The sequence below is a fragment of the Sulfitobacter sp. S190 genome, from assembly GCF_025141935.1.
In the GTDB taxonomy this organism is placed as follows: Bacteria; Pseudomonadota; Alphaproteobacteria; order Rhodobacterales; family Rhodobacteraceae; genus Sulfitobacter.
This window is the reverse complement of sequence record NZ_CP081120.1, coordinates 2,933,005-2,954,266: the sequence shown is the minus strand read 5'-3', so window position 1 is coordinate 2,954,266 and position 21,262 is coordinate 2,933,005. Positions and strand designations below refer to the sequence as shown.

Here is a 21,262-nt window from a genome sequence, read left to right as displayed (position 1 = left end):
TATGATGCGCATTGTTTTCGACCTTGACGGCACCCTGATCGACAGCGCGCCCGACATCCGCGGCATCGCCAACACGCTGCTCGCCGCCGAAGGGGCCGCCGCGCTCAGCCTTGCCGAAACCCACAGCTTTATCGGCAATGGCGTCAGCGTTTTCGTGCAGCACATGGTGCAGGCCCGCGATCTGCGCCCGGCCGATGCGCCGCGCCTCGAAACCGCGTTCAAGGCGGCCTACGCGCAGGCCCACGACCTCACAACGGTTTATCCCGGCGTGACGGATGCGCTGGCAATGCTGCGCGCTGCGGGGCACCGGCTCGGGGTTTGCACGAACAAACCGCTCGCGCCCGCACAGGCGGCACTCGCCCACTTCGGTCTGGCGGGCAACTTTGATGTGGTCATCGGCGGCGATAGCCTGCCGCAGCGCAAACCGGATCCCGCTCCGTTGCACGCAGCCTTCGGCGCGCTGGGCACGGGGCCCACGGCCTATGTCGGCGACAGCGAAGTCGATGCCCGAACCGCGCAGGCCGCCGAGGTGCGCTTTGCCCTTTTTACCGAAGGCTACCGCAAGGGCCCGGTCGACAGCATCCCCCACACGGCGGTGTTCGACCACTTCGACCGTCTGCCCGCCTTGCTGCGCGGATGGATGCCAGCGGGGCAGGGGCGAGATATAATTTAGAATAATTCTAATTTAGACTTGGAATCTGCCGACACCGGTATAAGTTTGAGAGAGCCAGCAAACCGCCAGCCATTTGACACACAGATGGGAGAGACAGAATGACCCAAACAGCCGCCGCACTCAGCACGGACGCCCGCGCAGAAATCCACCGCGCGCTCAACCAATCGGTCGCCGAAACGGCCGTGGCGACGATGCTCGCACAGAATTTTCACTGGAACGTCAAGGGTATGGCCTTTGGCCCGCTGCACGAGTTGTTCCAGACCATCTACGAAGACCACTTTACCGCGCAGGATGATCTGGCCGAACGGATCCGTGCGCTGCAGGGCCACGTGGATGCGATGCTGGGCACCATGGTCGAGCGTTCCAAGGTTGATGAACACGATGGCCACGCGACCGACAAGGAAATGATCGCCGCCATGCTGACCGCGCAGGAAACGCTTGCCGCCACTGTGGCAGGTTGTGGTGAGCTTGCCGCCGAACAGGGCGATACCCTCACCGAGGACCTGTGCATCGCCCGCGGGCAGACGCACGAGAAATTCGCATGGATGTTGCGGGCGCACCTGGCCTGACGCGCGTCAAGTTAAACAGAAAACGCCGGTCCCGATGGGGCCGGCGTTTTGCTTTCAGGGTGCAGCGTCGTCCAGAAACGCCGGCACCGCGCGTTTTTTCTTGCGCAGTTTTTCAAGATACGTGGCACGCCAGTGATCGTAGCGGCCCAGATCGGCCTGCTGCGCCACCAGCATCTGCACAAACCCCGTGCGGTGGCTGTCTTTGCGCAGGCTCTTGAACATCGATTTCTGCGCCTTTGTCATGGAACAGCCGATGCAATGGCCGCCGCGCTTGAACTTGCACACGTCGATGCAGGGGCTGGGGGTCTTGGCCATATCGCATCCTCGGCAGGGGCCTATTTCGTCAGGATCAGCTTGTCCGCCCGCGTGATGCGCAGCGTATAGATGCGGTCATCGAGCACAATCTGCGCCAGCGTCCCGCCCTGCATCAGATCGCGCACGTCGATCACGGGCGGGGAGGGCGGCGCGCCCGCATCCGCGCGCGCGCCGCCATCGCGGTCTGGTTTACTTCCAACCGACATCGTTAAAGATTTTCTGCGCCGCAGGGACATTCGCGGCCACAGCCGACAGATTGACCTTATCCGCTTCGAACGCGCCCAGTTTTGCCACGCTTTCGCTCAGCGGCACACCCGGCACTGTCGGGAATTCGTCGTTACCGGCAGAGAAATACTGCTGCGCCTGATCGGACACCAGATACTCCATAAATGCGATGGCGTTGTCGCGGTTGGGCGCATTCTTGGCCACGCCGCCGCCCGACAGGTTCATATGCGCGCCTTCCGCATCCTGCGCCGGAAAAACCCAGCCGATTTGTTCGATATCGGCGGTAACCCCGTCCACATCGCGCCGCAGCGCCCGCGCGAAGTAATAGCTGTTCGCGATCGATATATCGCACTCGCCCGAAATGATCCCGCGCAACTGGTCGGTGTCGCCGCCCTGCGGATCACGGGCGAAATTGTCGACCACACCCTGCGCCCAGTCGCGCGCCGCGTCTTCGCCGTGGTTCTCGATCACCGCCGCCAGCAGCGTCTGGCTGTAGACGTTGCTCGAAGAGCGGTGGCACACAAGCCCCTTATAAGCCGGATCGGCCAGCGACACGTAATCGCGCGGCGGGTTCGTCACATCGTTCTTGTCGTAGAAAATGATCCGCGCGCGTTGCGAAAACCCGAACCACTGGTTGTCATCATCCTGCAGGTTCGACGGAATGCGGTCTTCGAGAACGGCACTGTCGATGGCCTGCAGCACACCCGCATCCTTCGCCCGCTGCAGGCGCGACGTATCGACCGTCAGCAGGATATCGGCCGGCGAATTCGCCCCTTCCGCTTCCATGCGCGCAATCAGCTCGTCTGCCTTGCCCTCGATCCGGTTGATCGTGATGCCGGTCGCTTCGGTGAAATCGGAATACAACCGCTCGTCGGTGTCATAATGGCGCGACGAATACAGGTTCAATTCACCTTCGGCCGTGGCACCTACGGCACCGGCCATGACGGCGGCGGCACTCAGCGCGACAATAGAAGTTCTGGGGGTCAGCGACATTTCAATGTCCTCTTTGTCAATTCCGATTGTTTTACTCAATTACTCATTTCGACGTAGGGCGCAAGTATTCTTGAGCATTTTAGTCGGAAAAAATGAGGCTGCCTGTGTATCTGGCGATTTCACGCCCAATCGAGCACGCCACCGTGCCGGTCTTCGATCAGAACACGCGCCTGATGGGGCGGATCATTCTGCGGTATGGCGCGGGCATCCGGCCCCATGCGCTGCAAATCACCAAACGCCAGCGGTATGATCCCCGCGCGGCGCAGATCCTTCGCCAAATCGGCGCGCGCGGGATGTACGCACACCCCCTCCGGCGTGACCAACACGTCAATCCGGCCCCCCGGTGTCGTGACGCAGCGCACCTTGTCCACCAGCTTGGGCTGGCCCGCCGCGGTCAATCCAGTGGTCACAATGCGCAAATCCGCGCCCTCGGCCGCATCGGGATGCCCGCCCGGCCCCCCAATGACACCGCCCCGCGCATCGGTGGTGACATTCACGTTGAACCCGGCGTCGATCTGCGCCGCGCCCAGCAACATCAGCGAAAGCGCGTCCACCACCGGCGCTGGGTGGCACACCGACGCATAGCGCGCGGCATCCATCATCCGGTGGCGCGGATCGCTGCCCGACGACTGTGCCGCCTGCGGATCAAAGCTCTGCACATCCTCGATGCGATCAAACAGCCCCGCCCGCCGCAGCGCCACATGCGCCGCGGTGATCCCGCCACTGATAAAGCTCCCGCAAATGCCTTTCGCACCGATCCGCCGGCCCAGTTCCGGCACCGCGCCCAGCGAATAGCCCCCCGCACCGCTTTGCAACGCCATGCCCGGGCGCAGGACACCCGCCGCCTCGGCCACATCCGCCACCCGCTCGGCCACCGCGCGGGCCTGCGGTGTGGCGGCGGCCAGTGTCGTCGCCGATGCGATCCCTGCGGCATCGCCCACAGCGTCCATGCGGACCACCGCATCGACGTTTCGGGCCGGTATGTCAATCAATGCCGGGGGCAGGGGCGTGACCTCGGGCGCGCAGATCACGGTGCGGCGCGCGTGCGCGGCATCGACCGCTGCATACCCCAGCGGCCCACAGGCGTTGCCCCCGATCCGCCCCGTCGCATCCCCCGTCCGCGACACCTGCGCAGCCGCGACAAACGCGGCATCAATCCGGAGGTGCCCGGTGGTGATCGCCCGCGCCCGCCCTCCGTGCGTCTGCAGCAAAAGCGGGACGGCCAGCGCCTCCAGCGCCCCGGCCACCGGACCGGTGACATAATCGGTGACGATCCGGGTCACCACGCCGCTGCGGATGTATGCCACCAACGGGGCATGCACGGGAAACAGCGAACTGGGCGCGAGGGTCAGATCGCGCAGCCCGCGTGCCGCTGCCACGGCCATCACGGCATTCAGCAACCTGTCGCCATTGCGGTAATGGTGGTGAAACGACAGCGTCGCGCCGTCCTGGATATCGAAGGCGTCAAAAACTGCATCCAGCGTTGCCAGCAGCTTGTCGCCCTCTGCCGCATCAGAGCGCGGCGGGATCAGCTCACGCCGGGGCTGTTCGCCCACCGGCCACAACGGACCAAGAGGAGACGGCTGCGGCCAGTCGAGATGCTTCAGGCGGTCGGACATGGGCGCAGTATCCCGCCCGCGCCCTGCTTTGTCACGCCGTGGCAGGGTCTATCGCGGCAATTGCGAAGCGGCGCGGGCCAACGCCTCGATCTCGTCCCACTTGCCCGCCTGCATCAGATCGGCGGGGGCGACCCAACTGCCCCCGGCACACCGTACATTCGGCAGGCTCAGATAGGTTTCCGCATTGGCCGGGCTCACCCCGCCGGTCGGGCAGAACGACACTTGCGGCAACGGCGCGCCGATCGCCTTGAGGGCAGGCGCCCCGCCAGAGGCTTCGGCGGGAAAGAATTTCAGCATGTCATAGCCGCGCGCCAGCAGCCGCATCGCCTCCGATGCGGTGGCGGCCCCGGCCAGCAGTGGCAGATCGGCCGCCTCGCAAGCGTCCAGCAGCGCATCGGTGGCCCCCGGCGACACGCCGAACTTGGCACCGGCGGCCACGGCATCCGTCACATCCTGCGGTGTGATCAACGTGCCGGCCCCGACGACCCCGCCCTCGACCTGCGCCATCTGCGCAATCGCTTCCAGCGCGACTGGCGTGCGCAATGTCACCTCCAGCGCGGGCAATCCACCGGCGACAAGCGCCTCGGCCAGCGGTCGGGCGTGCGCCACATCGTGAATGACCAGAACCGGCACAATCGGGGCCAGATCACAGATTTCCTTGGCGCGGCGGCTGGCTTCTTGGGGGGTGATGCTCATGGGGTTACCTTCCGAAAATTGTGGCGCCGGTGTCGGCAGAGCCGACCGTCTGGCGGAATGTCGCAAAAAGCTCGCGGCCCAGCCCGTGCTGGTTGGCGCTCAGATCGCACGGTGCCTGCGGGCGCTCCAACACGCCCTCCGTCAGGATCTCGAGCACACCGGCCTCCGCATCGACGCGCAGGATATCCCCGTCGCGCAGCTTCGAGATGGCCCCGCCGTCAACCGCTTCGGGGCAGACGTGGATCGCCGCGGGCACCTTGCCCGACGCCCCCGACATCCGCCCGTCGGTCACAAGCGCGACCTTCTGCCCGCGCCCCTGCATGATCGACAAAAGCGGTGTCAGGCTGTGCAATTCGGGCATGCCGTTTGCCTTGGGCCCCTGATAGCGGACCACGACAATCACATCGCCCGTCATCTCGCCCGCCTTGAACGCGGCCTTGACCGCATCCTGATCCTCGAACACGCGCACCGGCGCTTCGACAATCCGGTGCTCGGGCGCCACGGCGGAAATCTTCATCACGCCTGTGCCGAGGTTGCCGAACAGCCGCGACAGACCGCCGGTCGGCTGGAACGGATCAGAGGCAGGGCGCAATATCTTGTCGTTCAGGCTCTCGCCCGCACCGCGCTCCCACACAACGCCGCCGTCACCGTCCAGCTTGGGTTCCTGGCGGTAGTTCTCCAGCCCTTCGCCAGCGACCGTCTTGGTGTCGTCATGCAGCAGCCCCGCGTCCAGAAGCTGACCGATCATATAGCCCAGACCGCCCGCGGCGTGGAAATGGTTCACGTCCGCCAGCCCATTGGGATACACCCGCGCCAGAAGCGGCGTCACCGCGGACAGCTCCGCAAAATCATGCCAGTCCAGCACGATGCCACCGGCCCGCGCCATCGCCACCAAGTGGATCAGCAGATTGGTCGACCCGCCCGTCGCGTTCAGCCCGACAATGCCGTTCACAAACGCCTTTTCGTCCAGAATATCGGCCACCGGCGTATAGTTGTTGCCAAGCGCACTCAGCGACAGTGCCCGCTGCGCCCCGGCGGTTGTCAGCGCGTCCCGCAAGGGGGTGCCGGGATTGACAAAACTGGCGCCGGGCAGGTGCAGACCCATGAATTCCATCAGCATCTGGTTGGTGTTGGCGGTGCCGTAAAAGGTGCAGGTGCCCGGCCCGTGATAGGCGGCCATTTCGGCAGCCATCAACTCGGCCCGGCCCACTTCGCCCGCCGCAAATTTCTGGCGGACCTTGGCCTTTTCGTCATTGGCCAGACCCGATGTCATGGGACCGGCGGGCAGGAACACGGCAGGCAGGTGGCCAAACGCCTGTGCCGCGATGACCAATCCCGGCACGATCTTGTCGCAGACGCCCAGATAGACAGACGCGTCAAAGGTGTTGTGGCTCAGCGCGACCGACGCGGCCAGCGCGATCACGTCACGCGAAAACAGCGATAATTCCATGCCCGGCTCGCCCTGGGTGACGCCGTCGCACATGGCAGGCACACCGCCCGCAACCTGTGCCGTGCCGCCCACCGCGCGGACGGCCGCGCGGATCTGGTCGGGGTAGGTCTCGAAAGGCTGATGCGCCGACAGCATGTCGTTATAGGTGGTCACGATGCCCAGATGCCCGGTCTGACCTTCGGCCAGCTGCGCCTGATCCTCGCCCGCGGCGGCATAGGCATGTGCCTGTCCGCTGCACGACAGATGCGCCCGCGCAGGCCCCTTGGACGCGGCATCCTTCATCCGGGCAAGATACGCATCGCGGGTCGGCGCGCTGCGCTCGATGATATTCTGGGTCACGCGGTCCAACGTCTGGTTCAAAGCCATGTCGATCTGGTCCTTTCCATGTAAACTTGGCGCTGTTATCGCTAACATCCGGCGGTGAGGCAAGAGCCGCATCGCGCTTTCTTCGTGCAACAATAAGATAATTGTTGACCTAGCGGGGCGATTGCAGGTTTCCACAAGGACACGAGCGGGGGAAAGAACGATGCAGGTACTGGTGGCAGGCGCGGGAATCGTGGGGATGTCATGCGCCATCTGGCTTCAACGCGCGGGCATGGACGTCACGGTGGTCGACCGTGCAGGCCCCGCCAGCGGCACCAGCCACGGCAACGCGGGCGTGCTGGCGGCGGGCGCAATCGTGCCGGTCACCACGCCGGGTCTGGCGAAAAAAGCGCCTGGCATGCTGTTGCGCCGCGATGATCCGCTGTTCCTGCGCTGGTCCTACCTGCCGCGGCTGCTGCCGTTCCTGTCGCGCTACATGTCCTACGCCACGGATGCCCACGTCGACCACTACGCCGCCGCAATGTCGTCGCTGCTGCACGACAGCCTCGACCAGCACCGCGCGCTCGCACGCGGCACGCCCGCCGAACGGTTCATCTCCGACGAGGATTACTGCTTTGGCTACGCCAGCCGTGCCGATTTCGAGGCCGACAGCTACGGCTGGAGCAAACGCGACGCGCAGGGCGTGCCCTACGACGTCGTCAGCGGCGCCGACTACGCGCACTACGATGCGGCATACGGTAATGCATTCGACGTGGTGGTGCGGTGCAAGAACCACGGCCGCATCAGCGATCCGGGTGCCTACGTCAAGGCGCTCGGCACCCATTTCGAAGAGGCGGGCGGCCGCATCCTGCTCGCCGAAATCTCCGACATCGAAACGGAAAACGGCGCGTTGCGGGCGCTGCACACCTCTGCGGGCACCCTGCGCGCCGACCGGATCGTGATGGCGCTGGGCCCGTGGTCCAAAGCCATTGCCCACAAACTCGGGGTCAAAGTGCCATTCGAAAGCGAGCGCGGCTACCACATAGAACTGGTCAACCCCTCGCACATGCCCCGCTCCGCGATGATGGTGGCGTCGGGCAAATTCGTCATCACCCCGATGGAGGGCCGGATCCGTGCCGCGGGGGTCGTCGAATTTGGCGGGCTTGATGCCGGGCCCAGCCGCGCGCCGCTGGACATGTTGCGCCGACAGGTGGCGCGCCTGCTGCCCGATGTGACCTACGACCGGGTCATCGAATGGATGGGCCACCGCCCCGCACCCGCCGACAGCCTGCCTCTGATCGGGGCCAACGATGCCGCCGGCGCAAGCTACAGCGCCTTTGGCCATCAACATGTCGGATTGACAGGTGGCCCGAAAACGGGTCGTCTGATCGCGCAAATGATCGCGGGCGAAGTGCCGAATATGGACATGAGCCCGTTCGATCCCAAAAAGCATCAAGGCGCATCAAAGCGCTGACAACCGGGAGAGACCAATGACCAGAATGACAACACTGACCGCCGCCGCGGTCTGCACATTCGCTGCCACCGGCGCATTCGCCGACGGCCATGCGCAGAAATGGGACATGCCGATGGCCTATGCGGCCACGAATTTCCACTCCGAACAGGGCGTGATTTTTGCCGACAAGGTGCGCGAATACACCGATGGCGCGATCGACATCACCGTGCATCCGGGCGGTTCGCTCTTCGGAGGCGGTGACATCAAACGCGCCGTCCAGACGGGTCAGGTGCCCATCGGCGAACGCTTCATGTCGGCGCACGCCAACGAGGCACCGCTGCTGGGCTGGGACAACCTGCCGTTCCTTGCCACCAGCTACGAAGACAATGCCAAGCTGTGGGACGTCGCGCGCGATACCGTCAACGCCCAGCTGGCGGATCTGAACCTCGTGGCGCTCTATACCTGCCCATGGCCGGGACAGGGTTTCTATTTCGCCAAGGAAGTGGGCTCTTCGGCCGACACGCAGGGCGTGAAATTCCGCTCCTACAACTCCGCCACCGCGACCTTCGCCGAAGAACTGGGCATGATCCCGGTGCAGATCGAAGCGGCCGAACTCAGCCAGGCACTGGCCACCGGCGTGGCCTCGTCGTTCATCTCTTCTGGGGCGACCGGCTACGACCGCAAGGTCTGGGAGCATCTGACGCACTACTACAAGGTCAACGCATGGCTGCCGCGCAACTACGTGATGGTCAACAAACAGACGTGGGAAGGTCTCGATGGCGACACGCAAGCGGCGCTGCAAAAGGCCGCCGATGAAACCGCCGCATCCTGTGCCGCCAAATCCGCCGAACTGTCGGACTTCTATTTCGACGAGCTGGCCAAGAACGGCATGACCGTGGCGGACGCATCGCCCGAATTCCTCGCCGAACTGCAAAGCATCGGCGAAAAGATGACCGCCGAATGGCTTGAAACGGCGGGCGCGGACGGTCAATCGATCCTCGACGCGTATAACGCCAACTAAGCACTCTCACCGCGCGCCCCCTGCCTGATCCGGCGGGGGGCGCGTTTGTGTGTCCGCAAAAGATGTCGAAGGGGGCGCAGAATGCGCGATTGGTCACCCGTTTTGGGATTGCCGCTCTGGGTGTGGCTGTTTGCGCTGCCCACGGGCTTTGCGCTCGTGTGCTTTATCGCGGGGCCGCGGCTGCAACGCCTGTTGCGGCCCGTCTGGCGGCTGCTGGACGGTGTCTATTTCACCTCCGGCGCGATTGCGGCGTGTTTCATGGTGACGATCCTTGGCCTGATCGTGGTGCAGATGGTCGCCCGCTGGACCAACGTGGCCGTGCCGGGCACCACCGAATTCGCGGGCTACGCCATGGCCGCGACCTCTTTCTTCGCGCTGGCCCATGCGCTGACACGCGGGGCACACATCCGCGTGTCGATCCTGCTGAACGCGACCCGGTTCACCCGGCGCTGGCTTGATCTGCTGGCGGTGTTCTGCGCCGCCGTGATCGCCACCTACTTTGCCCGCTACGCGATCAAGACGAATGCCTTCTCGGAAATGCTCAACGACCGCACACAGGGGCAGGACCAGATCCCCGAATGGGTCGTCACGCTGCTGAGCCTGCCCGCCACGCCGCTGGGCGACTGGGGCAGCGCGATGTCCAACGCCTCGTCCGATCTGATCTATACACCCGTCTGGGTGCCGCAGCTTGCGATGTCGGCGGGCGCTGTGCTGCTGGCCATCGCGCTGTGGGATACGCTCTACCGCACCATTCTCACGGGTGAGAACCCCATCAAGTCCGAGGCCGTCGAATGACCGAAGCCTACGCAACGATCGTCTTTCTGTTTGTGCTGTTCACGCTGCTGGGCTCGTCCATCTGGATCGGGCTGGCGCTGATGGGCGTGGCCTGGGTGGGCATGGAGCTTTTCACCACCCGTCCCGCAGGCGATGCCATGATCACGACCATCTGGACCTCGTCGAGCAGCTGGACACTCACCGCACTGCCGCTGTTCATCTGGATGGGCGAAATCCTCTACCGCACGCGATTGTCCCAGGACATGTTCCGCGGTCTTGCGCCGTGGATGCGGTTCCTGCCGGGCGGGCTGCTGCACACCAATATCGCGGGCTGCACGATCTTCGCCGCCGTGTCGGGCTCCTCGGCTGCGACCCTGACCACCGTGGGCAAGATGTCGATCCCCGAACTGCGCGCGCGGGACTATCCCGAATACATGATCATCGGCACGCTGGCGGGGGCGGCCACGCTGGGGCTGATGATCCCACCCTCGCTCACGCTCATCGTCTACGGCGTGTCGATCAACGAAAGCATCATCAAGCTGTTCATGGCCGGCATCATCCCCGGCCTCGTGCTGGCGGGGCTTTTCATGTCCTACATCGTGGCATGGCACTTCTTCCGGCCCGGCGAACGCCCCCCGCCGGAGCCGTCGATGGGTCTGCGCCACATGCTCGCCGAAAGCCGCTTTCTCATCCCCGTGCTCTGTCTGGTGTTTGCCGTGATCGGATCGATGTACTTCGGCTGGGCCACCGCGACCGAAGCGGCCGCCGTCGGGGTGCTGGGCGCGCTGACGCTCGCGGCCTTCCAACGCTCGCTCACCATGGGCACCTTCTTCGAAAGCCTGATGGGCGCCACCCGCACCTCCGCGATGATCGCGCTCATCCTGATGGGGGCGGCATTCCTGTCGCTGTCGATGGGCTTTACCGGCCTGCCGCGGGCGCTGGCTGCTTGGATCGACCAGATGCAGCTGTCGCCGATCACGCTGATCGCGGCGCTGACGGTGTTCTATATCATTCTGGGCATGTTCCTCGACGGGATTTCCTCGGTGGTGCTGACGATGGCGATTGTCGAACCGATGGTCCGGCAGGCGGGCATCGACGTGATCTGGTTCGGCATCTTCATCGTGGTGGTGGTCGAAATGGCACAGGTCACACCGCCCATCGGGTTCAACCTGTTCGTGCTGCAGGGCATGACACGCCACGAAATCGGCTACATCTCCAAAGTCGCGCTGCCGATGGTGGGGCTGATGCTGCTGATGGTGGTGATCCTCGTGGCCTTCCCCGAACTGGCGACGTGGCTGCCGGACAAGATCAGCGCCGCGCAGACCGCCCAATGACCGCGCTCACGGTCCTGCAACTGGATACGCACTTTCCGCGCGTGGCCGGAGACGTGGGATCCCCCCACAGCTATCTCGAAGTGCCGCAGATCATCCGCGTGCCGGGCGCCGGTGTCGCGGGCATCGTGACCGACCGGCCGCAGGACATCGACATCACCCCCTTTCAAGACGCACTGGCACAGGCGCACGGCGATCTGGTCGTGACCTCCTGCGGCTTTCTCGCACCGTGGCAGGATCACCTTGCCGCGCAGACGGACCGCCCGTTCATCGCCTCGGCCCTCTCCGCGCTCGACGATCTGGCACAGTTTTTCACCCCGTCCGAAGTGCTCATCGTCACCTTTGACGCCGCACGGCTGGGGGCGGCGCACCTCGGACAGCACGCCGATTTCGCAGGCTCGATCTGCGGACTGCCGCCTGACATGCACCTGCGCCGCGTTATCGAAGGGGACAGCGATACGCTTGATACGGCACGGGCGACGCAGGATCTCGTCGGCCTGCTGCAGACACATGTCGACCCCGTGGCACACCGCCATATCCTGCTGGAATGTACGAACCTGCCACCCTATGCCCCCGCACTACGGGCCACCTTCGGGCTGGCGGTGACCGATGTTCTGACCTGCATCGAACGGGCACGCCCCGGCACGGTCAAACCGCGGTTTCTGGCCTAGCTGCGCGCGATGCGCAGCCGCGCGCTCAGCCCCCTTGCGCTGTCGGCAAAGCTCAGGTCGCCGCCGTGCAGCTTGGCAATCGCCCCCACGATGGTCAGGCCCAGACCGTAGCCCTCGATGGCCATGGTGTTGTCGCCCCGCTGGAACGGCGCAATCAGCGCCTCGATGTCCTTGGCGGCCGTGTCGGAGCCCTCGTCCTCGACGATGATGGTCGCACTTTCGGCGGCCACCTCCAGCATCACAGTGGCGCGGCGGCCGTATTTCAGCGCGTTGTCGATCAGGTTGCACACCGCCCGCTCGAGTGACACAGGCCGCGCGGTGACGATGATCTGCCCGTCGGCGGGCAAGACGCGGTCACTGCCGCCCAGACCGAAAACAGACGCGGTCTGGCTCATCCGCACCGCCTGCACACCGCCAAAACGCACCGCGCGGCCCGTGTCCTCGTAATCCGACACGATCGCCTCGATCAGCGAGCGCAACGACAACTGGCGCGGCACTTCCGAATTCAGCTCCGCGCGCGTATAGGTCAGCACGCTTTCGATCATGCCGGTCATGCTGTCGATGTCACCCTCCAGCTTGTCGCGCAGATCATCGTCGCCGATCAGCGCCGTGCGCAGCCGCAGCCGCGTGGCGGGGGTGCCCAGATCATGGCTGACCCCCGACAGCACGGCGGCCCTTTGCTGCAACTGCTGGCGCTCGTGGCTCAGATAGTCGTTCACCGCCGCCACCACATCCTGCAACTCGGCGGGCCCGCGGGTCTGATAGCTTTGTGGCCCGCCCATCGGGCGGCGGGCGCGCAGGGTCTGGGCAAACTCGCTGAAATACCCCGCCGTGTTCAGGCCCAGCGTCACCAGCACCGCCAGCGCGAGGATCGCCAGCACCACCGTCAGCAAACGCCTGTCGGCGGGCCGCGCGGCACAGCCCCACACGGCATCTCCCTCCACCACCACCCACGGTTCGTCGGCCACATGCGCCAGCACGACAGGATCGGCGCAATAGGACGCCAGCAACCGAAACAGCGCGGCGGTTGTTTCGGCGGGGGTCTGACCTGCGCGGTTTGGCAGATCGGCCACCCTGTAGCGCAGGCGCGACGACACCACCACAAAAGTCACGGGCCGCCCGCCGCGGCCCAGCCCCTGCGCCCCGCGGATCGGCACCGTGGTCACCAAGGCGGGCCGCGGCATCCCCGATAACCGCTCGAACGCACCCTGGTTTGCCATCGCCTGATCGACAACCGACAGCGGGCGCAGCGCCATTCCGGCGGCGGCATCGGCGCCGTTCTGCAACGCGGGATAAGTCAGCAGCCCCGCCTGATAGGCCTGCGCCTGATGCGCGCGCCACGCCGCGCCCGACTGCGCCCAGACCCACGCGGCGCACAGGCCCACCGCCACGGCCCCCGCAATCAGCAGCACCATCTGGCGGCCCAAAGTGGCGATCCGCACGCTCATGCGTCGCGCGCGCTCACGTCCACGGCAAACACATATCCGACACCGCGCTCGGTGCGCAGCATCCGGGGCGCCTTCGGGTTGGCCTCGATCTTGCCGCGCAACCGGCCCACCAGCACGTCAATGGCGCGGCCCGTGGCGTCATCACCGCCGGTTCCGTCCACGTCGAGCGCGGCGGCGATCTCTTCGCGGGTCAGCGGAATGAACGGATTGGCCAGCAACGCCTGTAACAACGCGGTCTCGCGCCGCGACAACGCCACCTGCACCCCCGCGGGCGACAGCACCTCGTCGCGCTTGGCATCATAGGTCCAGCCGTTGAAGCCGAAAACCTTGGTCTTGCGACGGTGCACCAGCGACGACGACCGCCGCGCGCGCGACAGCACCGCCTTCACACGGGCCAGCAACAGCTGGGGATTGAACGGCTTGGCGATGTAATCATCCGCCCCGACTTCATAGCCCGCCATGCGCTGGTGATCCGCTGACAGCGCCGAGATCATGATCACCGGCACGTCCTGATCGCGGCGCAGGGTGGCGCAAATCTCCAACCCGCTTTCATCGCCCAGCATCACATCGAGCAGAATGAGATCGATGCGGCCCCCGTCAAGATGGCGCATGACCTCCGCCCCCGATCCCGCGGGCAGGGCGATGGATCCGTTCTGCTGCAGAAACTGGGTCATCATGCGGCGCATTTCCACGTCGTCATCGACCACCAGTATGCGTGGAATTGCCACGGCACGCTCCTCCCCGATTGCGCCTGAACTGTCTCCCAGTTTTGCAGCATTGTAACAAGGTGCAACAGAATCCATGCTTGCGTAACATCGTGTAACGGACGGGGGCAAAAACTGGTGCCGGCCGGCCAAACCGACCCATGCAGGCGTTGCATGGCCGGGTTGCATAAACCAACACTCTGCCCATCGGCGCGCACCATGACGCGCCCCAACGGGAGGAACCGACACATGAAACATTTCGCATTCAAAGTGGCCGCCGCAATGACGCTGGCCGCGACCGCAGCGCACGCCGAACCCTCGGCCGAGGTGCTGCACTACTGGACATCGGGCGGCGAAGCCAAATCCGTGGCCGTGCTGCAGGAAGAATTCAAATCCAACGGCGGCGTCTGGACGGACATGCCCGTCGCAGGCGGCGGCGGTGACGCGGCCGGAACGGCGCTGCGTGCCCGTGTGCTGGCAGGCAACGCGCCCGCCGCGGCCCAGATCAAAGGCCCCGCCATTCAGGAATGGTACGAAGAAGGCGCGCTGGCCGACATCTCCAAAGTGGCCGAGGAAAACAACTGGGACGCGCTTCTGCCCGCCTCCATCGCGGGTCACATGAAATGCGAAGGCACGTGGTGTGCCGCCCCCGTCAATGTGCACCGCGTCGACTGGATCTGGGCCAACGCCGAAATCCTCGAAGCCAACGGCATCGACATGCCCACCAGCTGGGATGAATTCAACGCCGCCGCCGAAAAGCTGCAAGCCGCAGGGATCATCCCGCTGGCCCACGGCGGTCAGGCCTGGCAGGATGCTACCGTGTTCGAAACGGTCCTGCTCGGTGTCGGGGGCGCGGATTTCTACCAGCAGGCGCTGGTCGATCTGGACCCAGAAGCGCTGAAATCCGACACCATGATCGCCGTGTTCGACCAGATGCGCACCATGCGCGGCTATGTCGATGACAACTTCTCGGGCCGCGACTGGAACCTCGCCACCGCGATGGTCATGAACGGCGAAGCGGCGTTCCAGATTATGGGCGACTGGGCCAAGGGCGAATTCCTCGCGGCGGGCAAAGCACCGGGCGAAGATTTCCTCTGCGCGTCCACCCCCGGCGACGGCTTCCTCTATAACGTCGACAGCTTTGCGATGTTCGACGTGGACGGCGCCGAAAAAGAAGAGGGCCAGAACCTGCTCGCCAAACTGGTGATGGGCGAAAACTTCCAAAAGACGTTCAACCTGAACAAGGGCTCAATCCCCGCGCGCACCGACGTGGCACTGGATGACTTCGACCAATGCGCGAAAACATCCGCCGCCGACATGGCGTCGACCTCCGAAGGCGGCTCGCTGCTGCCCAGCTATGCCCACGGCATGGCGCTCTACGGCGCGCAGGCGGGGGCCATCACCGACGTGGTGACCGCGCACTTCAACTCCGACATGACCTCGCAAGAAGCGGTCGAGCAGTTGGCAAACGCGATCGCCAACAGCCTCTGAGGCACCGCGCGATCACAGACCGGTCCGTCCCCGTCACCTCCGACAGGGGGCGGACCACCTCATCCAAAGGACGCATCCGATGACCAAGTGGCTCTCCGACCACATGCCAAAGATGGTGCTGGCGCCTTCCTTCATCGCAATTCTCGTGTTCGTCTACGGCTTTATCGGCTGGACGGCATGGGTGTCGCTGACGAAATCCCGCCTGCTGCCGAAATACGACATCGAAGGCATTATCCAGTACAAACGCCTCTTTGCCTCGCCCCGCTGGGACACGGCAATGGACAACCTGTTCCTGTTCGGGGCGCTCTTCATCGTCATTGCCATGCTGCTGGGGCTGGGTCTCGCGATCCTGCTGGACCAGAACATCCGCACCGAAGGCTTCATCCGCACCGTCTATCTCTACCCCATGGCGCTTTCGATGATCGTGACCGGGACCGCGTGGAAATGGATCCTCAACCCCGGTCTGGGGATCGAGGCCACCGTGCAGGGCTGGGGGTTCGAGAATTTCAAATTCGACTGGCTCATCAATCCCGACATGGCGATCTATACCGTGCTGATCGCCGCCGTCTGGCAAAGCTCGGGCTTCGTGATGGCGCTGTTTCTGGCGGGCCTGCGCTCGGTGGACACCGAAATCATCCGCGCGGCACAGGTCGACGGCATTCCCACATGGCGCGTCTATACCGCCATCATCATCCCCTCGATGGCGCCCATATTCCTGTCGGCCTTCATCGTGCTGGCCCACCTCGCCATCAAGAGCTTCGATCTGGTGATCGCGCTGACGGGCGGCGGACCGGGCTACGCCACCGACCTGCCTGCGACCTACATGTACACCATGGCATTTTCGCGCGGTGACATCGGGCAGGCGGCCAGTTCGGCCATGGTCATGATGATGGTCGTCTTCGCAATCGTCGTTCCCTACCTTTATTCCGAACTGAGGGCGAAAGATGACTGATTTTGCAGCCAATCCCGCACTGGACCGCCCGCGCGTGAACTACGGCAAACTCGCCCTGCGCATCGGGCTCTACCTGATGCTGGCGTTCTTCGTGCTGGCCTACCTGATGCCGCTGTTCGTGATGGTGACCACCTCGCTCAAAAGCCTCGACGAAATCCGCACCGGCGATCTGATGGCGCTGCCGCGCGAGGTCACCTTCGATGCGTGGCGCACCGCGTGGTCCTCGGCCTGTACCGGCGTGCAATGCGAAGGGGTGCGGCCCTATTTCTGGAACTCCGTGCAGCTGGCCATCCCGGCGGTGGCCATCTCGACCCTGCTGGGCGCGATGAATGGCTACGTGCTGGCGCAGTGGCGCTTCAAAGGCTCCAACATGCTGTTTGCGCTGATGCTTTTTGGCTGCTTCATCCCGTTTCAGGTGGTGTTGCTGCCGATGGCACGCACGCTGGGGATCTTGGGCATCGCGGGCACCATTCCGGGTCTGATCTTCGTGCACGTGATCTACGGTCTGGGCTTTACCACCCTGTTTTTCCGCAACTACTACGTCACCATCCCGGCCGAGCTGACCAAGGCGGCCAAGGTCGACGGGGCAGGGTTCTTCCGGATCTTCTGGTCGATCTTCCTGCCGCTGTCGCTGCCGATCATCGTGGTCGCCGTCATCTGGCAGTTCACCCAGATCTGGAACGACTTCCTCTTCGGGGTCTCGTTCAGCCAGGCAGGCACGCAACCGGTGACGGTCGCACTCAACAACATCGTCAACTCGACCACCGGGGTGAAGGAATACAACGTCGACATGGCCGCCGCCATCATCGCCGCCTTGCCCACGCTGCTGGTCTATGTCGTGGCGGGCAAATACTTCATTCGCGGTCTGACCGCAGGTTCGGTGAAAGGATAACCGACATGGCACCCATTCTCGAAATCAACAACCTCTACAAGAACTACGGCGCGACCGAAGTGCTCAAGGACATCAACGTGTCGATCGACGAAGGCGACTTTCTGGTGCTCGTCGGCCCATCGGGCTGCGGCAAGTCGACCCTGCTCAACTGCATCGCGGGGCTGGAGCCGATCACGGGGGGCGATCTGCACATCGGCGGGCGCAACATGACCTCCGTCAGCCCCAAGGACCGCGACATCGCCATGGTGTTCCAGTCCTACGCGCTCTACCCCACGATGACGGTGGCCAAGAACATCACCTTCGGCATGAAGGTGCGCGGCGTCGATGCCGCCACGCAGGAGGCCAAGCTGCGCGAGGTCGCCGCCCAGTTGCAGATCGAGCCGCTGTTGAACCGCAAACCGGGCCAGCTGTCGGGCGGGCAACGCCAGCGGGTCGCGATGGGCCGCGCGCTCGTGCGCGATCCCAAGCTGTTCCTCTTTGACGAGCCGCTCTCGAACCTCGATGCCAAGCTTCGGGTCGAAATGCGCACCGAGATCAAGGCCCTGCACCAGCGCCTGGGCGCCTCCATGGTCTATGTCACGCACGACCAGATCGAAGCGATGACGCTGGCGACCAAGATCGTCGTGATGAAGGGCGGCATCATCCAGCAGATCGGCACCCCGGCGGAAATCTACAACACGCCCGCCAACCTGTTCGTGGCCGACTTCATGGGCAGCCCCGCGATGAACCTGATCCCGGCCAAGGCCACGTCGAACGGCACCGGCACGCAGATCGAAATCGCCCGCAAGGACGGCACGCCGCTGGTGCTCAAGGATACCAACAACACCGACCTGCCGCACGACGTCATCATGGGCGTGCGCCCCGAAGACATCGCCGATGCGGCCCGTCAGGCGGGCAAGGACCCGCAAGAAGCGTCCTGCGTGATCGATATTGTGGAGCCTGCGGGCGCTGACACCTTTGCAGTCATGCAACTGGGTGGTAAGAGCGTCACAGCACGCCTGCACGCCGAAACAACGGCCCGACCGGGCGTCGAACAGCGCCTTGCCTTCGATCTGGGCAAGGTGTCCTACTTCGAGCCTGGGACGGGAGCCCGACTGAACTGATGCGTCTAGTTGCCGATGTGGGGGGGACCAACACGCGTGTGGCCCTCACCCGCGATGGAACCGTCCACAAGGACACGATCAAATCGCACCGCAACGATGACTTCGGGCATCTGCGCGATGTGATCGAAACCTATGTGGCCGCCCATCCCGAAACCCGTATCGACGACATGGTCATTGCCATGGCGGGGCCGACCGATGGCGAAACCGCGCGGCTGACCAACCGCGACTGGTTCGTGGATGCCGCGGCCTTCGCCGCCCATTTCGGCGTGGCCGATGTCACGCTGATGAACGACCTGACGGCGCTGGGCTATGCGGTGCCGGGTCTGGGCGACACGCAGCTCAAGCTGATCCACGCGGGCGCGGGGCCCCATCCGGCACATCCCCAATCGCTGGTGGTCGGTATCGGCACCGGGTTCAACGTCAGCCCGGTCATGCATTTTGGCGATCATGTCTTTTGCCCTTCGGTCGAGGGCGGGCATATCGGCCTGTCGTCCTACGTGTTGGACGCGATGCAGGGCGTCGGCGATCCGGGCAGCATGCGCACGGTCGAACACCTGTTTTCGGGGCGCGGCTTTGCCGGGTTCTGCCGCATGGCCACGGGGCGGCCCGATCTGGGCGGCGAAGTGGCGATTGCGGCCTATGGCACCGACGCCGAAATCACCGCCGCGGTCGATCACTACGCCACGCTTATGGGCTGGCAACTGCGCGATCTCACGATGTCCTACATGCCCAAAGGCGGCTTTTATTTCGCGGGCAGCGTGTCACGCGCGGTGCTGTCCAAGGCCTCGGACAAGGTCATCGCGGTGCTGCGCGAACCCTGCGCTCTGATCCGCCACGCGGACATTCCCATCCACATCATCGACGACGATCTGGCCGCCCTGCACGGGGTGGCGCGGTTCTCCATGGCCTGAAGCAGGGGGGCGGCCGGCGCGGAGCCTAGACCCTGCGCGCCAGACACACCTGCCACGGCCCCAGATGCAGACCACCGTCCACGGCCTCCGCCGCGCTGCCGACATCCTGACCGACGATATCCCACGCGCCGTCGGGAAAGGCGTGCGTTGACGGGGTGTCGGACATGTTGAAGGCGCAAAACAGCGTCTCGTCACCCGCGCTGCGCCGGAAATGCAGCACATCCCCCTCGGCACAGACATCGCTGATCGTGCCGCCGCGCAGCGCCGGATGAGCCTTTCGCAGGGCGATGGCACGCCGGTAGTGGTGCAGCTGCGCACCGGGGTCTGCTTCCTGCACGTCCACCGCGCGGGACTGGTTTTCCGAACCCACGGGCAACCACGGGGCGGCCTCGCTGAAACCTGCATTCTGGGTGTCGGCCTGCCAGACCATCGGCGTGCGGCACCCGTCGCGGCCCTTGTACTGCGGCCAGAATTCGCGGCCGTAAGGGTCCTGCAGATCCTCATAGGCCAGCGCGTCTTCCTCCAGCCCCAATTCCTCGCCCTGATACAGCACCGCCGATCCGGGCAGACACATCATCAGCGTCGCATACAGCCGCTGCGCCGCTGGCGTCAGCCCCCAGCGGGTCGCATGCCGCATCACGTCGTGGTTGGAAAACGCCCAGGCCGCCCACCCGCCGCTGGCGACCCGGTCCAGCTCGTGCAGCACCTCGGCCACGCGGCCCGCCACCAGCGGTTCCGCCGCGAGAAACTCGAACGCATAGCACTGGTGCAACCTGTCGGTCCCGCGGGTATATTCGCCCAGCAGCGGCAATCCTTCCGTGGCATCCCCGATCTCGCCCAATGTCGTGGTGGCGTCATATTCCTCCATCAACATGCGCACCTTGCTCAAAAACTCCAGCGTTTCGGGCTGGTTCTTTGAATACACGTGGTCCTGGTGGTTATAGGGGTTCACCCGCGGCGCGAGCACCGAATTGCGCTCTTCCGGCGGCAGCGGGGGGTTGTCGCGCAACGCCTTGTCCGCAAACAGGAAGTTCACGGTGTCCATGCGAAAACCGCGCACACCCCGGTCCAGCCAGAAACGCAACACCTCCAAAAGCGCGTCTTGCACCTCCGTGTTGTGCAGATTCAGATCGGGCTGCGCGCTGAGAAAATTGTGCAAGTAGTACTGCTCGCGGTTGCTGTCCCATTGCCATGCGGGGCCGCCGAAGAACGACAGCCAGTTGTTGGGCGCGGTCCCGTCCGGCTTGGCATCGGCCCAGACATACCAGTCGCCCATCGGGCCATCCGGCTCCTCGCGGCTTTTGATGAACCATGGATGACGGTCCGAGGTATGCGACAGCACCACATCGATCATCACCTTCACGCCGTGCTGCTGGGCCGCGGCGATCAGCGCGTCGAAATCCGCCAGCGTGCCGAAAATCGGATCGACATCGCAATAGTCGCTGACGTCATAGCCGAAATCCTTCATCGGCGAGGTAAAGAACGGCGAGATCCAGATCGCGTCGATCCCCAGACTGGCGATGTAAGGCATCCGCGCGGTGATACCGGGCAAATCACCGATCCCGTCGGCGTTGCTGTCCTGAAAACTGCGCGGATAGATCTGGTAGATCACACCGCCGCGCCACCAGTTGGAATCGAGTGCTGCGGGATCGGTCATGGGGGCCTCCG

At 64.5% G+C, this 21,262-nt stretch carries 21 protein-coding genes; 12 read left to right on the top strand and 9 right to left on the bottom strand.

Annotation, left to right across the window (positions count from 1 at the left end):
- Position 1: 1 nt before the first annotated feature.
- Complete coding sequence (gene gph, locus K3756_RS14760) at positions 2-673, top strand: phosphoglycolate phosphatase (RefSeq protein WP_259988684.1); 672 nt, start codon at positions 2-4, stop codon at positions 671-673.
- 98 nt (positions 674-771) lie between these two features.
- The gene (locus K3756_RS14755) at positions 772-1,242 is read left to right on the top strand and encodes a Dps family protein (protein ID WP_259988682.1); all 471 of its coding nucleotides are present in this window, start codon (positions 772-774) and stop codon (positions 1,240-1,242) included.
- A 54-nt stretch (positions 1,243-1,296) separates the two neighbouring features.
- On the opposite strand, the gene K3756_RS14750 is transcribed toward K3756_RS14755, so the two are convergent.
- The 6 genes from K3756_RS14750 to edd all read right to left on the bottom strand — a co-directional run bounded on the left by K3756_RS14750 (position 1,297) and on the right by edd (position 6,906).
- The gene (locus K3756_RS14750; protein WP_259988680.1) at positions 1,297-1,557 is read right to left on the bottom strand and encodes a DUF1289 domain-containing protein; all 261 of its coding nucleotides are present in this window, start codon (positions 1,555-1,557) and stop codon (positions 1,297-1,299) included.
- A 20-nt stretch (positions 1,558-1,577) separates the two neighbouring features.
- Complete coding sequence (gene hemP / locus K3756_RS14745; RefSeq protein WP_259988678.1) at positions 1,578-1,763, bottom strand: hemin uptake protein HemP; 186 nt, start codon at positions 1,761-1,763, stop codon at positions 1,578-1,580.
- On the bottom strand, positions 1,747-2,775 hold the full coding sequence (locus K3756_RS14740) for an extracellular solute-binding protein (RefSeq protein ID WP_409202403.1): 1,029 nt from the start codon (positions 2,773-2,775) through the stop codon (positions 1,747-1,749). The genes hemP and K3756_RS14740 overlap by 17 nt, the downstream gene beginning before the upstream one ends.
- A gap of 119 nt (positions 2,776-2,894) precedes the next feature.
- On the bottom strand, positions 2,895-4,394 hold the full coding sequence (locus K3756_RS14735) for a citrate lyase subunit alpha (protein ID WP_259988676.1): 1,500 nt from the start codon (positions 4,392-4,394) through the stop codon (positions 2,895-2,897).
- 48 nt (positions 4,395-4,442) lie between these two features.
- Complete coding sequence (gene eda, locus K3756_RS14730) at positions 4,443-5,090, bottom strand: bifunctional 4-hydroxy-2-oxoglutarate aldolase/2-dehydro-3-deoxy-phosphogluconate aldolase (protein WP_259988674.1); 648 nt, start codon at positions 5,088-5,090, stop codon at positions 4,443-4,445.
- A 4-nt stretch (positions 5,091-5,094) separates the two neighbouring features.
- Entirely contained in the window at positions 5,095-6,906 is a 1,812-nt protein-coding gene (gene edd / locus K3756_RS14725; RefSeq protein ID WP_259988673.1) for a phosphogluconate dehydratase, read from the bottom strand.
- Between the two features lie 160 nt (positions 6,907-7,066).
- Between edd and K3756_RS14720 the strand changes: the two genes are divergently transcribed.
- The 5 genes from K3756_RS14720 (at position 7,067) to K3756_RS14700 (ending at position 12,093) form a co-directional block, all read left to right on the top strand.
- The gene (locus K3756_RS14720) at positions 7,067-8,317 is read left to right on the top strand and encodes an FAD-binding oxidoreductase (RefSeq protein WP_259988672.1); all 1,251 of its coding nucleotides are present in this window, start codon (positions 7,067-7,069) and stop codon (positions 8,315-8,317) included.
- Between the two features lie 16 nt (positions 8,318-8,333).
- A complete protein-coding gene (locus K3756_RS14715; protein ID WP_259988671.1) occupies positions 8,334-9,317 on the top strand; it encodes a TRAP transporter substrate-binding protein in 984 nt (327 codons plus the stop codon).
- Between the two features lie 81 nt (positions 9,318-9,398).
- The gene (locus K3756_RS14710) at positions 9,399-10,112 is read left to right on the top strand and encodes a TRAP transporter small permease (protein ID WP_259988670.1); all 714 of its coding nucleotides are present in this window, start codon (positions 9,399-9,401) and stop codon (positions 10,110-10,112) included.
- Entirely contained in the window at positions 10,109-11,425 is a 1,317-nt protein-coding gene (locus tag K3756_RS14705; protein WP_259988669.1) for a TRAP transporter large permease, read from the top strand. The genes K3756_RS14710 and K3756_RS14705 overlap by 4 nt, the downstream gene beginning before the upstream one ends.
- Positions 11,422-12,093: an aspartate/glutamate racemase family protein gene (locus K3756_RS14700; protein ID WP_259988668.1), complete on the top strand. Its 672-nt coding sequence runs from the start codon at positions 11,422-11,424 to the stop codon at positions 12,091-12,093. The genes K3756_RS14705 and K3756_RS14700 overlap by 4 nt, the downstream gene beginning before the upstream one ends.
- Here K3756_RS14700 and K3756_RS14695 read toward each other — a convergent pair.
- Positions 12,090-13,541 carry a HAMP domain-containing sensor histidine kinase gene (locus K3756_RS14695; protein ID WP_259988667.1) on the bottom strand — a complete coding sequence of 484 codons (1,452 nt, stop codon included), beginning with the start codon at positions 13,539-13,541 and terminating at the stop codon, positions 12,090-12,092. The genes K3756_RS14700 and K3756_RS14695 overlap by 4 nt on opposite strands.
- Positions 13,538-14,269, bottom strand: coding sequence for a response regulator transcription factor (locus K3756_RS14690; protein ID WP_259988666.1), 732 nt, complete (start codon positions 14,267-14,269; stop codon positions 13,538-13,540). Before K3756_RS14690 ends, K3756_RS14695 begins: the two co-directional genes overlap by 4 nt.
- Before the next feature lie 225 nt (positions 14,270-14,494).
- Here K3756_RS14690 and K3756_RS14685 point away from each other — a divergent pair, with 225 nt between their 5' ends.
- From K3756_RS14685 to K3756_RS14665, 5 genes are all read left to right on the top strand, one after another.
- Positions 14,495-15,736 carry an ABC transporter substrate-binding protein gene (locus tag K3756_RS14685; RefSeq protein WP_259988665.1) on the top strand — a complete coding sequence of 414 codons (1,242 nt, stop codon included), beginning with the start codon at positions 14,495-14,497 and terminating at the stop codon, positions 15,734-15,736.
- A gap of 79 nt (positions 15,737-15,815) precedes the next feature.
- On the top strand, positions 15,816-16,688 hold the full coding sequence (locus K3756_RS14680) for a carbohydrate ABC transporter permease (RefSeq protein ID WP_259988664.1): 873 nt from the start codon (positions 15,816-15,818) through the stop codon (positions 16,686-16,688).
- Positions 16,681-17,580: a carbohydrate ABC transporter permease gene (locus tag K3756_RS14675; protein WP_259988663.1), complete on the top strand. Its 900-nt coding sequence runs from the start codon at positions 16,681-16,683 to the stop codon at positions 17,578-17,580. The genes K3756_RS14680 and K3756_RS14675 overlap by 8 nt, the downstream gene beginning before the upstream one ends.
- 5 nt (positions 17,581-17,585) lie before the next feature.
- Positions 17,586-18,683 carry an ABC transporter ATP-binding protein gene (locus K3756_RS14670; RefSeq protein WP_259988662.1) on the top strand — a complete coding sequence of 366 codons (1,098 nt, stop codon included), beginning with the start codon at positions 17,586-17,588 and terminating at the stop codon, positions 18,681-18,683.
- On the top strand, positions 18,683-19,594 hold the full coding sequence (locus K3756_RS14665) for a glucokinase (RefSeq protein WP_259988661.1): 912 nt from the start codon (positions 18,683-18,685) through the stop codon (positions 19,592-19,594). Before K3756_RS14670 ends, K3756_RS14665 begins: the two co-directional genes overlap by 1 nt.
- A gap of 25 nt (positions 19,595-19,619) precedes the next feature.
- Here K3756_RS14665 and K3756_RS14660 read toward each other — a convergent pair whose 3' ends face one another.
- The gene (locus K3756_RS14660) at positions 19,620-21,251 is read right to left on the bottom strand and encodes an alpha-amylase family glycosyl hydrolase (protein ID WP_259988660.1); all 1,632 of its coding nucleotides are present in this window, start codon (positions 21,249-21,251) and stop codon (positions 19,620-19,622) included.
- Positions 21,252-21,262: the final 11 nt, after the last annotated feature.

What these genes read in the sequence shown, in the direction of transcription:
- eda (WP_259988674.1), bottom strand. Translation starts at nt 5,090, where the DNA reads ATGAGCATCACCCCCCAAGAAGCCAGCCGCCGCGCCAAGGAAATCTGT.
- K3756_RS14700 (WP_259988668.1), top strand. Translation starts at nt 11,422, where the DNA reads ATGACCGCGCTCACGGTCCTGCAACTGGATACGCACTTTCCGCGCGTG.
- K3756_RS14695 (WP_259988667.1), bottom strand. Translation starts at nt 13,541, where the DNA reads ATGAGCGTGCGGATCGCCACTTTGGGCCGCCAGATGGTGCTGCTGATT.
- K3756_RS14750 (WP_259988680.1), bottom strand. Translation starts at nt 1,557, where the DNA reads ATGGCCAAGACCCCCAGCCCCTGCATCGACGTGTGCAAGTTCAAGCGC.
- K3756_RS14735 (WP_259988676.1), bottom strand. Translation starts at nt 4,394, where the DNA reads ATGTCCGACCGCCTGAAGCATCTCGACTGGCCGCAGCCGTCTCCTCTT.
- K3756_RS14665 (WP_259988661.1), top strand. Translation starts at nt 18,683, where the DNA reads ATGCGTCTAGTTGCCGATGTGGGGGGGACCAACACGCGTGTGGCCCTC.
- K3756_RS14720 (WP_259988672.1), top strand. Translation starts at nt 7,067, where the DNA reads ATGCAGGTACTGGTGGCAGGCGCGGGAATCGTGGGGATGTCATGCGCC.
- K3756_RS14715 (WP_259988671.1), top strand. Translation starts at nt 8,334, where the DNA reads ATGACCAGAATGACAACACTGACCGCCGCCGCGGTCTGCACATTCGCT.
- K3756_RS14705 (WP_259988669.1), top strand. Translation starts at nt 10,109, where the DNA reads ATGACCGAAGCCTACGCAACGATCGTCTTTCTGTTTGTGCTGTTCACG.
- K3756_RS14680 (WP_259988664.1), top strand. Translation starts at nt 15,816, where the DNA reads ATGACCAAGTGGCTCTCCGACCACATGCCAAAGATGGTGCTGGCGCCT.
- hemP (WP_259988678.1), bottom strand. Translation starts at nt 1,763, where the DNA reads ATGTCGGTTGGAAGTAAACCAGACCGCGATGGCGGCGCGCGCGCGGAT.
- K3756_RS14685 (WP_259988665.1), top strand. Translation starts at nt 14,495, where the DNA reads ATGAAACATTTCGCATTCAAAGTGGCCGCCGCAATGACGCTGGCCGCG.
- K3756_RS14710 (WP_259988670.1), top strand. Translation starts at nt 9,399, where the DNA reads ATGCGCGATTGGTCACCCGTTTTGGGATTGCCGCTCTGGGTGTGGCTG.
- K3756_RS14675 (WP_259988663.1), top strand. Translation starts at nt 16,681, where the DNA reads ATGACTGATTTTGCAGCCAATCCCGCACTGGACCGCCCGCGCGTGAAC.
- K3756_RS14670 (WP_259988662.1), top strand. Translation starts at nt 17,586, where the DNA reads ATGGCACCCATTCTCGAAATCAACAACCTCTACAAGAACTACGGCGCG.
- edd (WP_259988673.1), bottom strand. Translation starts at nt 6,906, where the DNA reads ATGGCTTTGAACCAGACGTTGGACCGCGTGACCCAGAATATCATCGAG.
- K3756_RS14740 (WP_409202403.1), bottom strand. Translation starts at nt 2,775, where the DNA reads ATGTCGCTGACCCCCAGAACTTCTATTGTCGCGCTGAGTGCCGCCGCC.
- K3756_RS14755 (WP_259988682.1), top strand. Translation starts at nt 772, where the DNA reads ATGACCCAAACAGCCGCCGCACTCAGCACGGACGCCCGCGCAGAAATC.
- K3756_RS14660 (WP_259988660.1), bottom strand. Translation starts at nt 21,251, where the DNA reads ATGACCGATCCCGCAGCACTCGATTCCAACTGGTGGCGCGGCGGTGTG.
- gph (WP_259988684.1), top strand. Translation starts at nt 2, where the DNA reads ATGATGCGCATTGTTTTCGACCTTGACGGCACCCTGATCGACAGCGCG.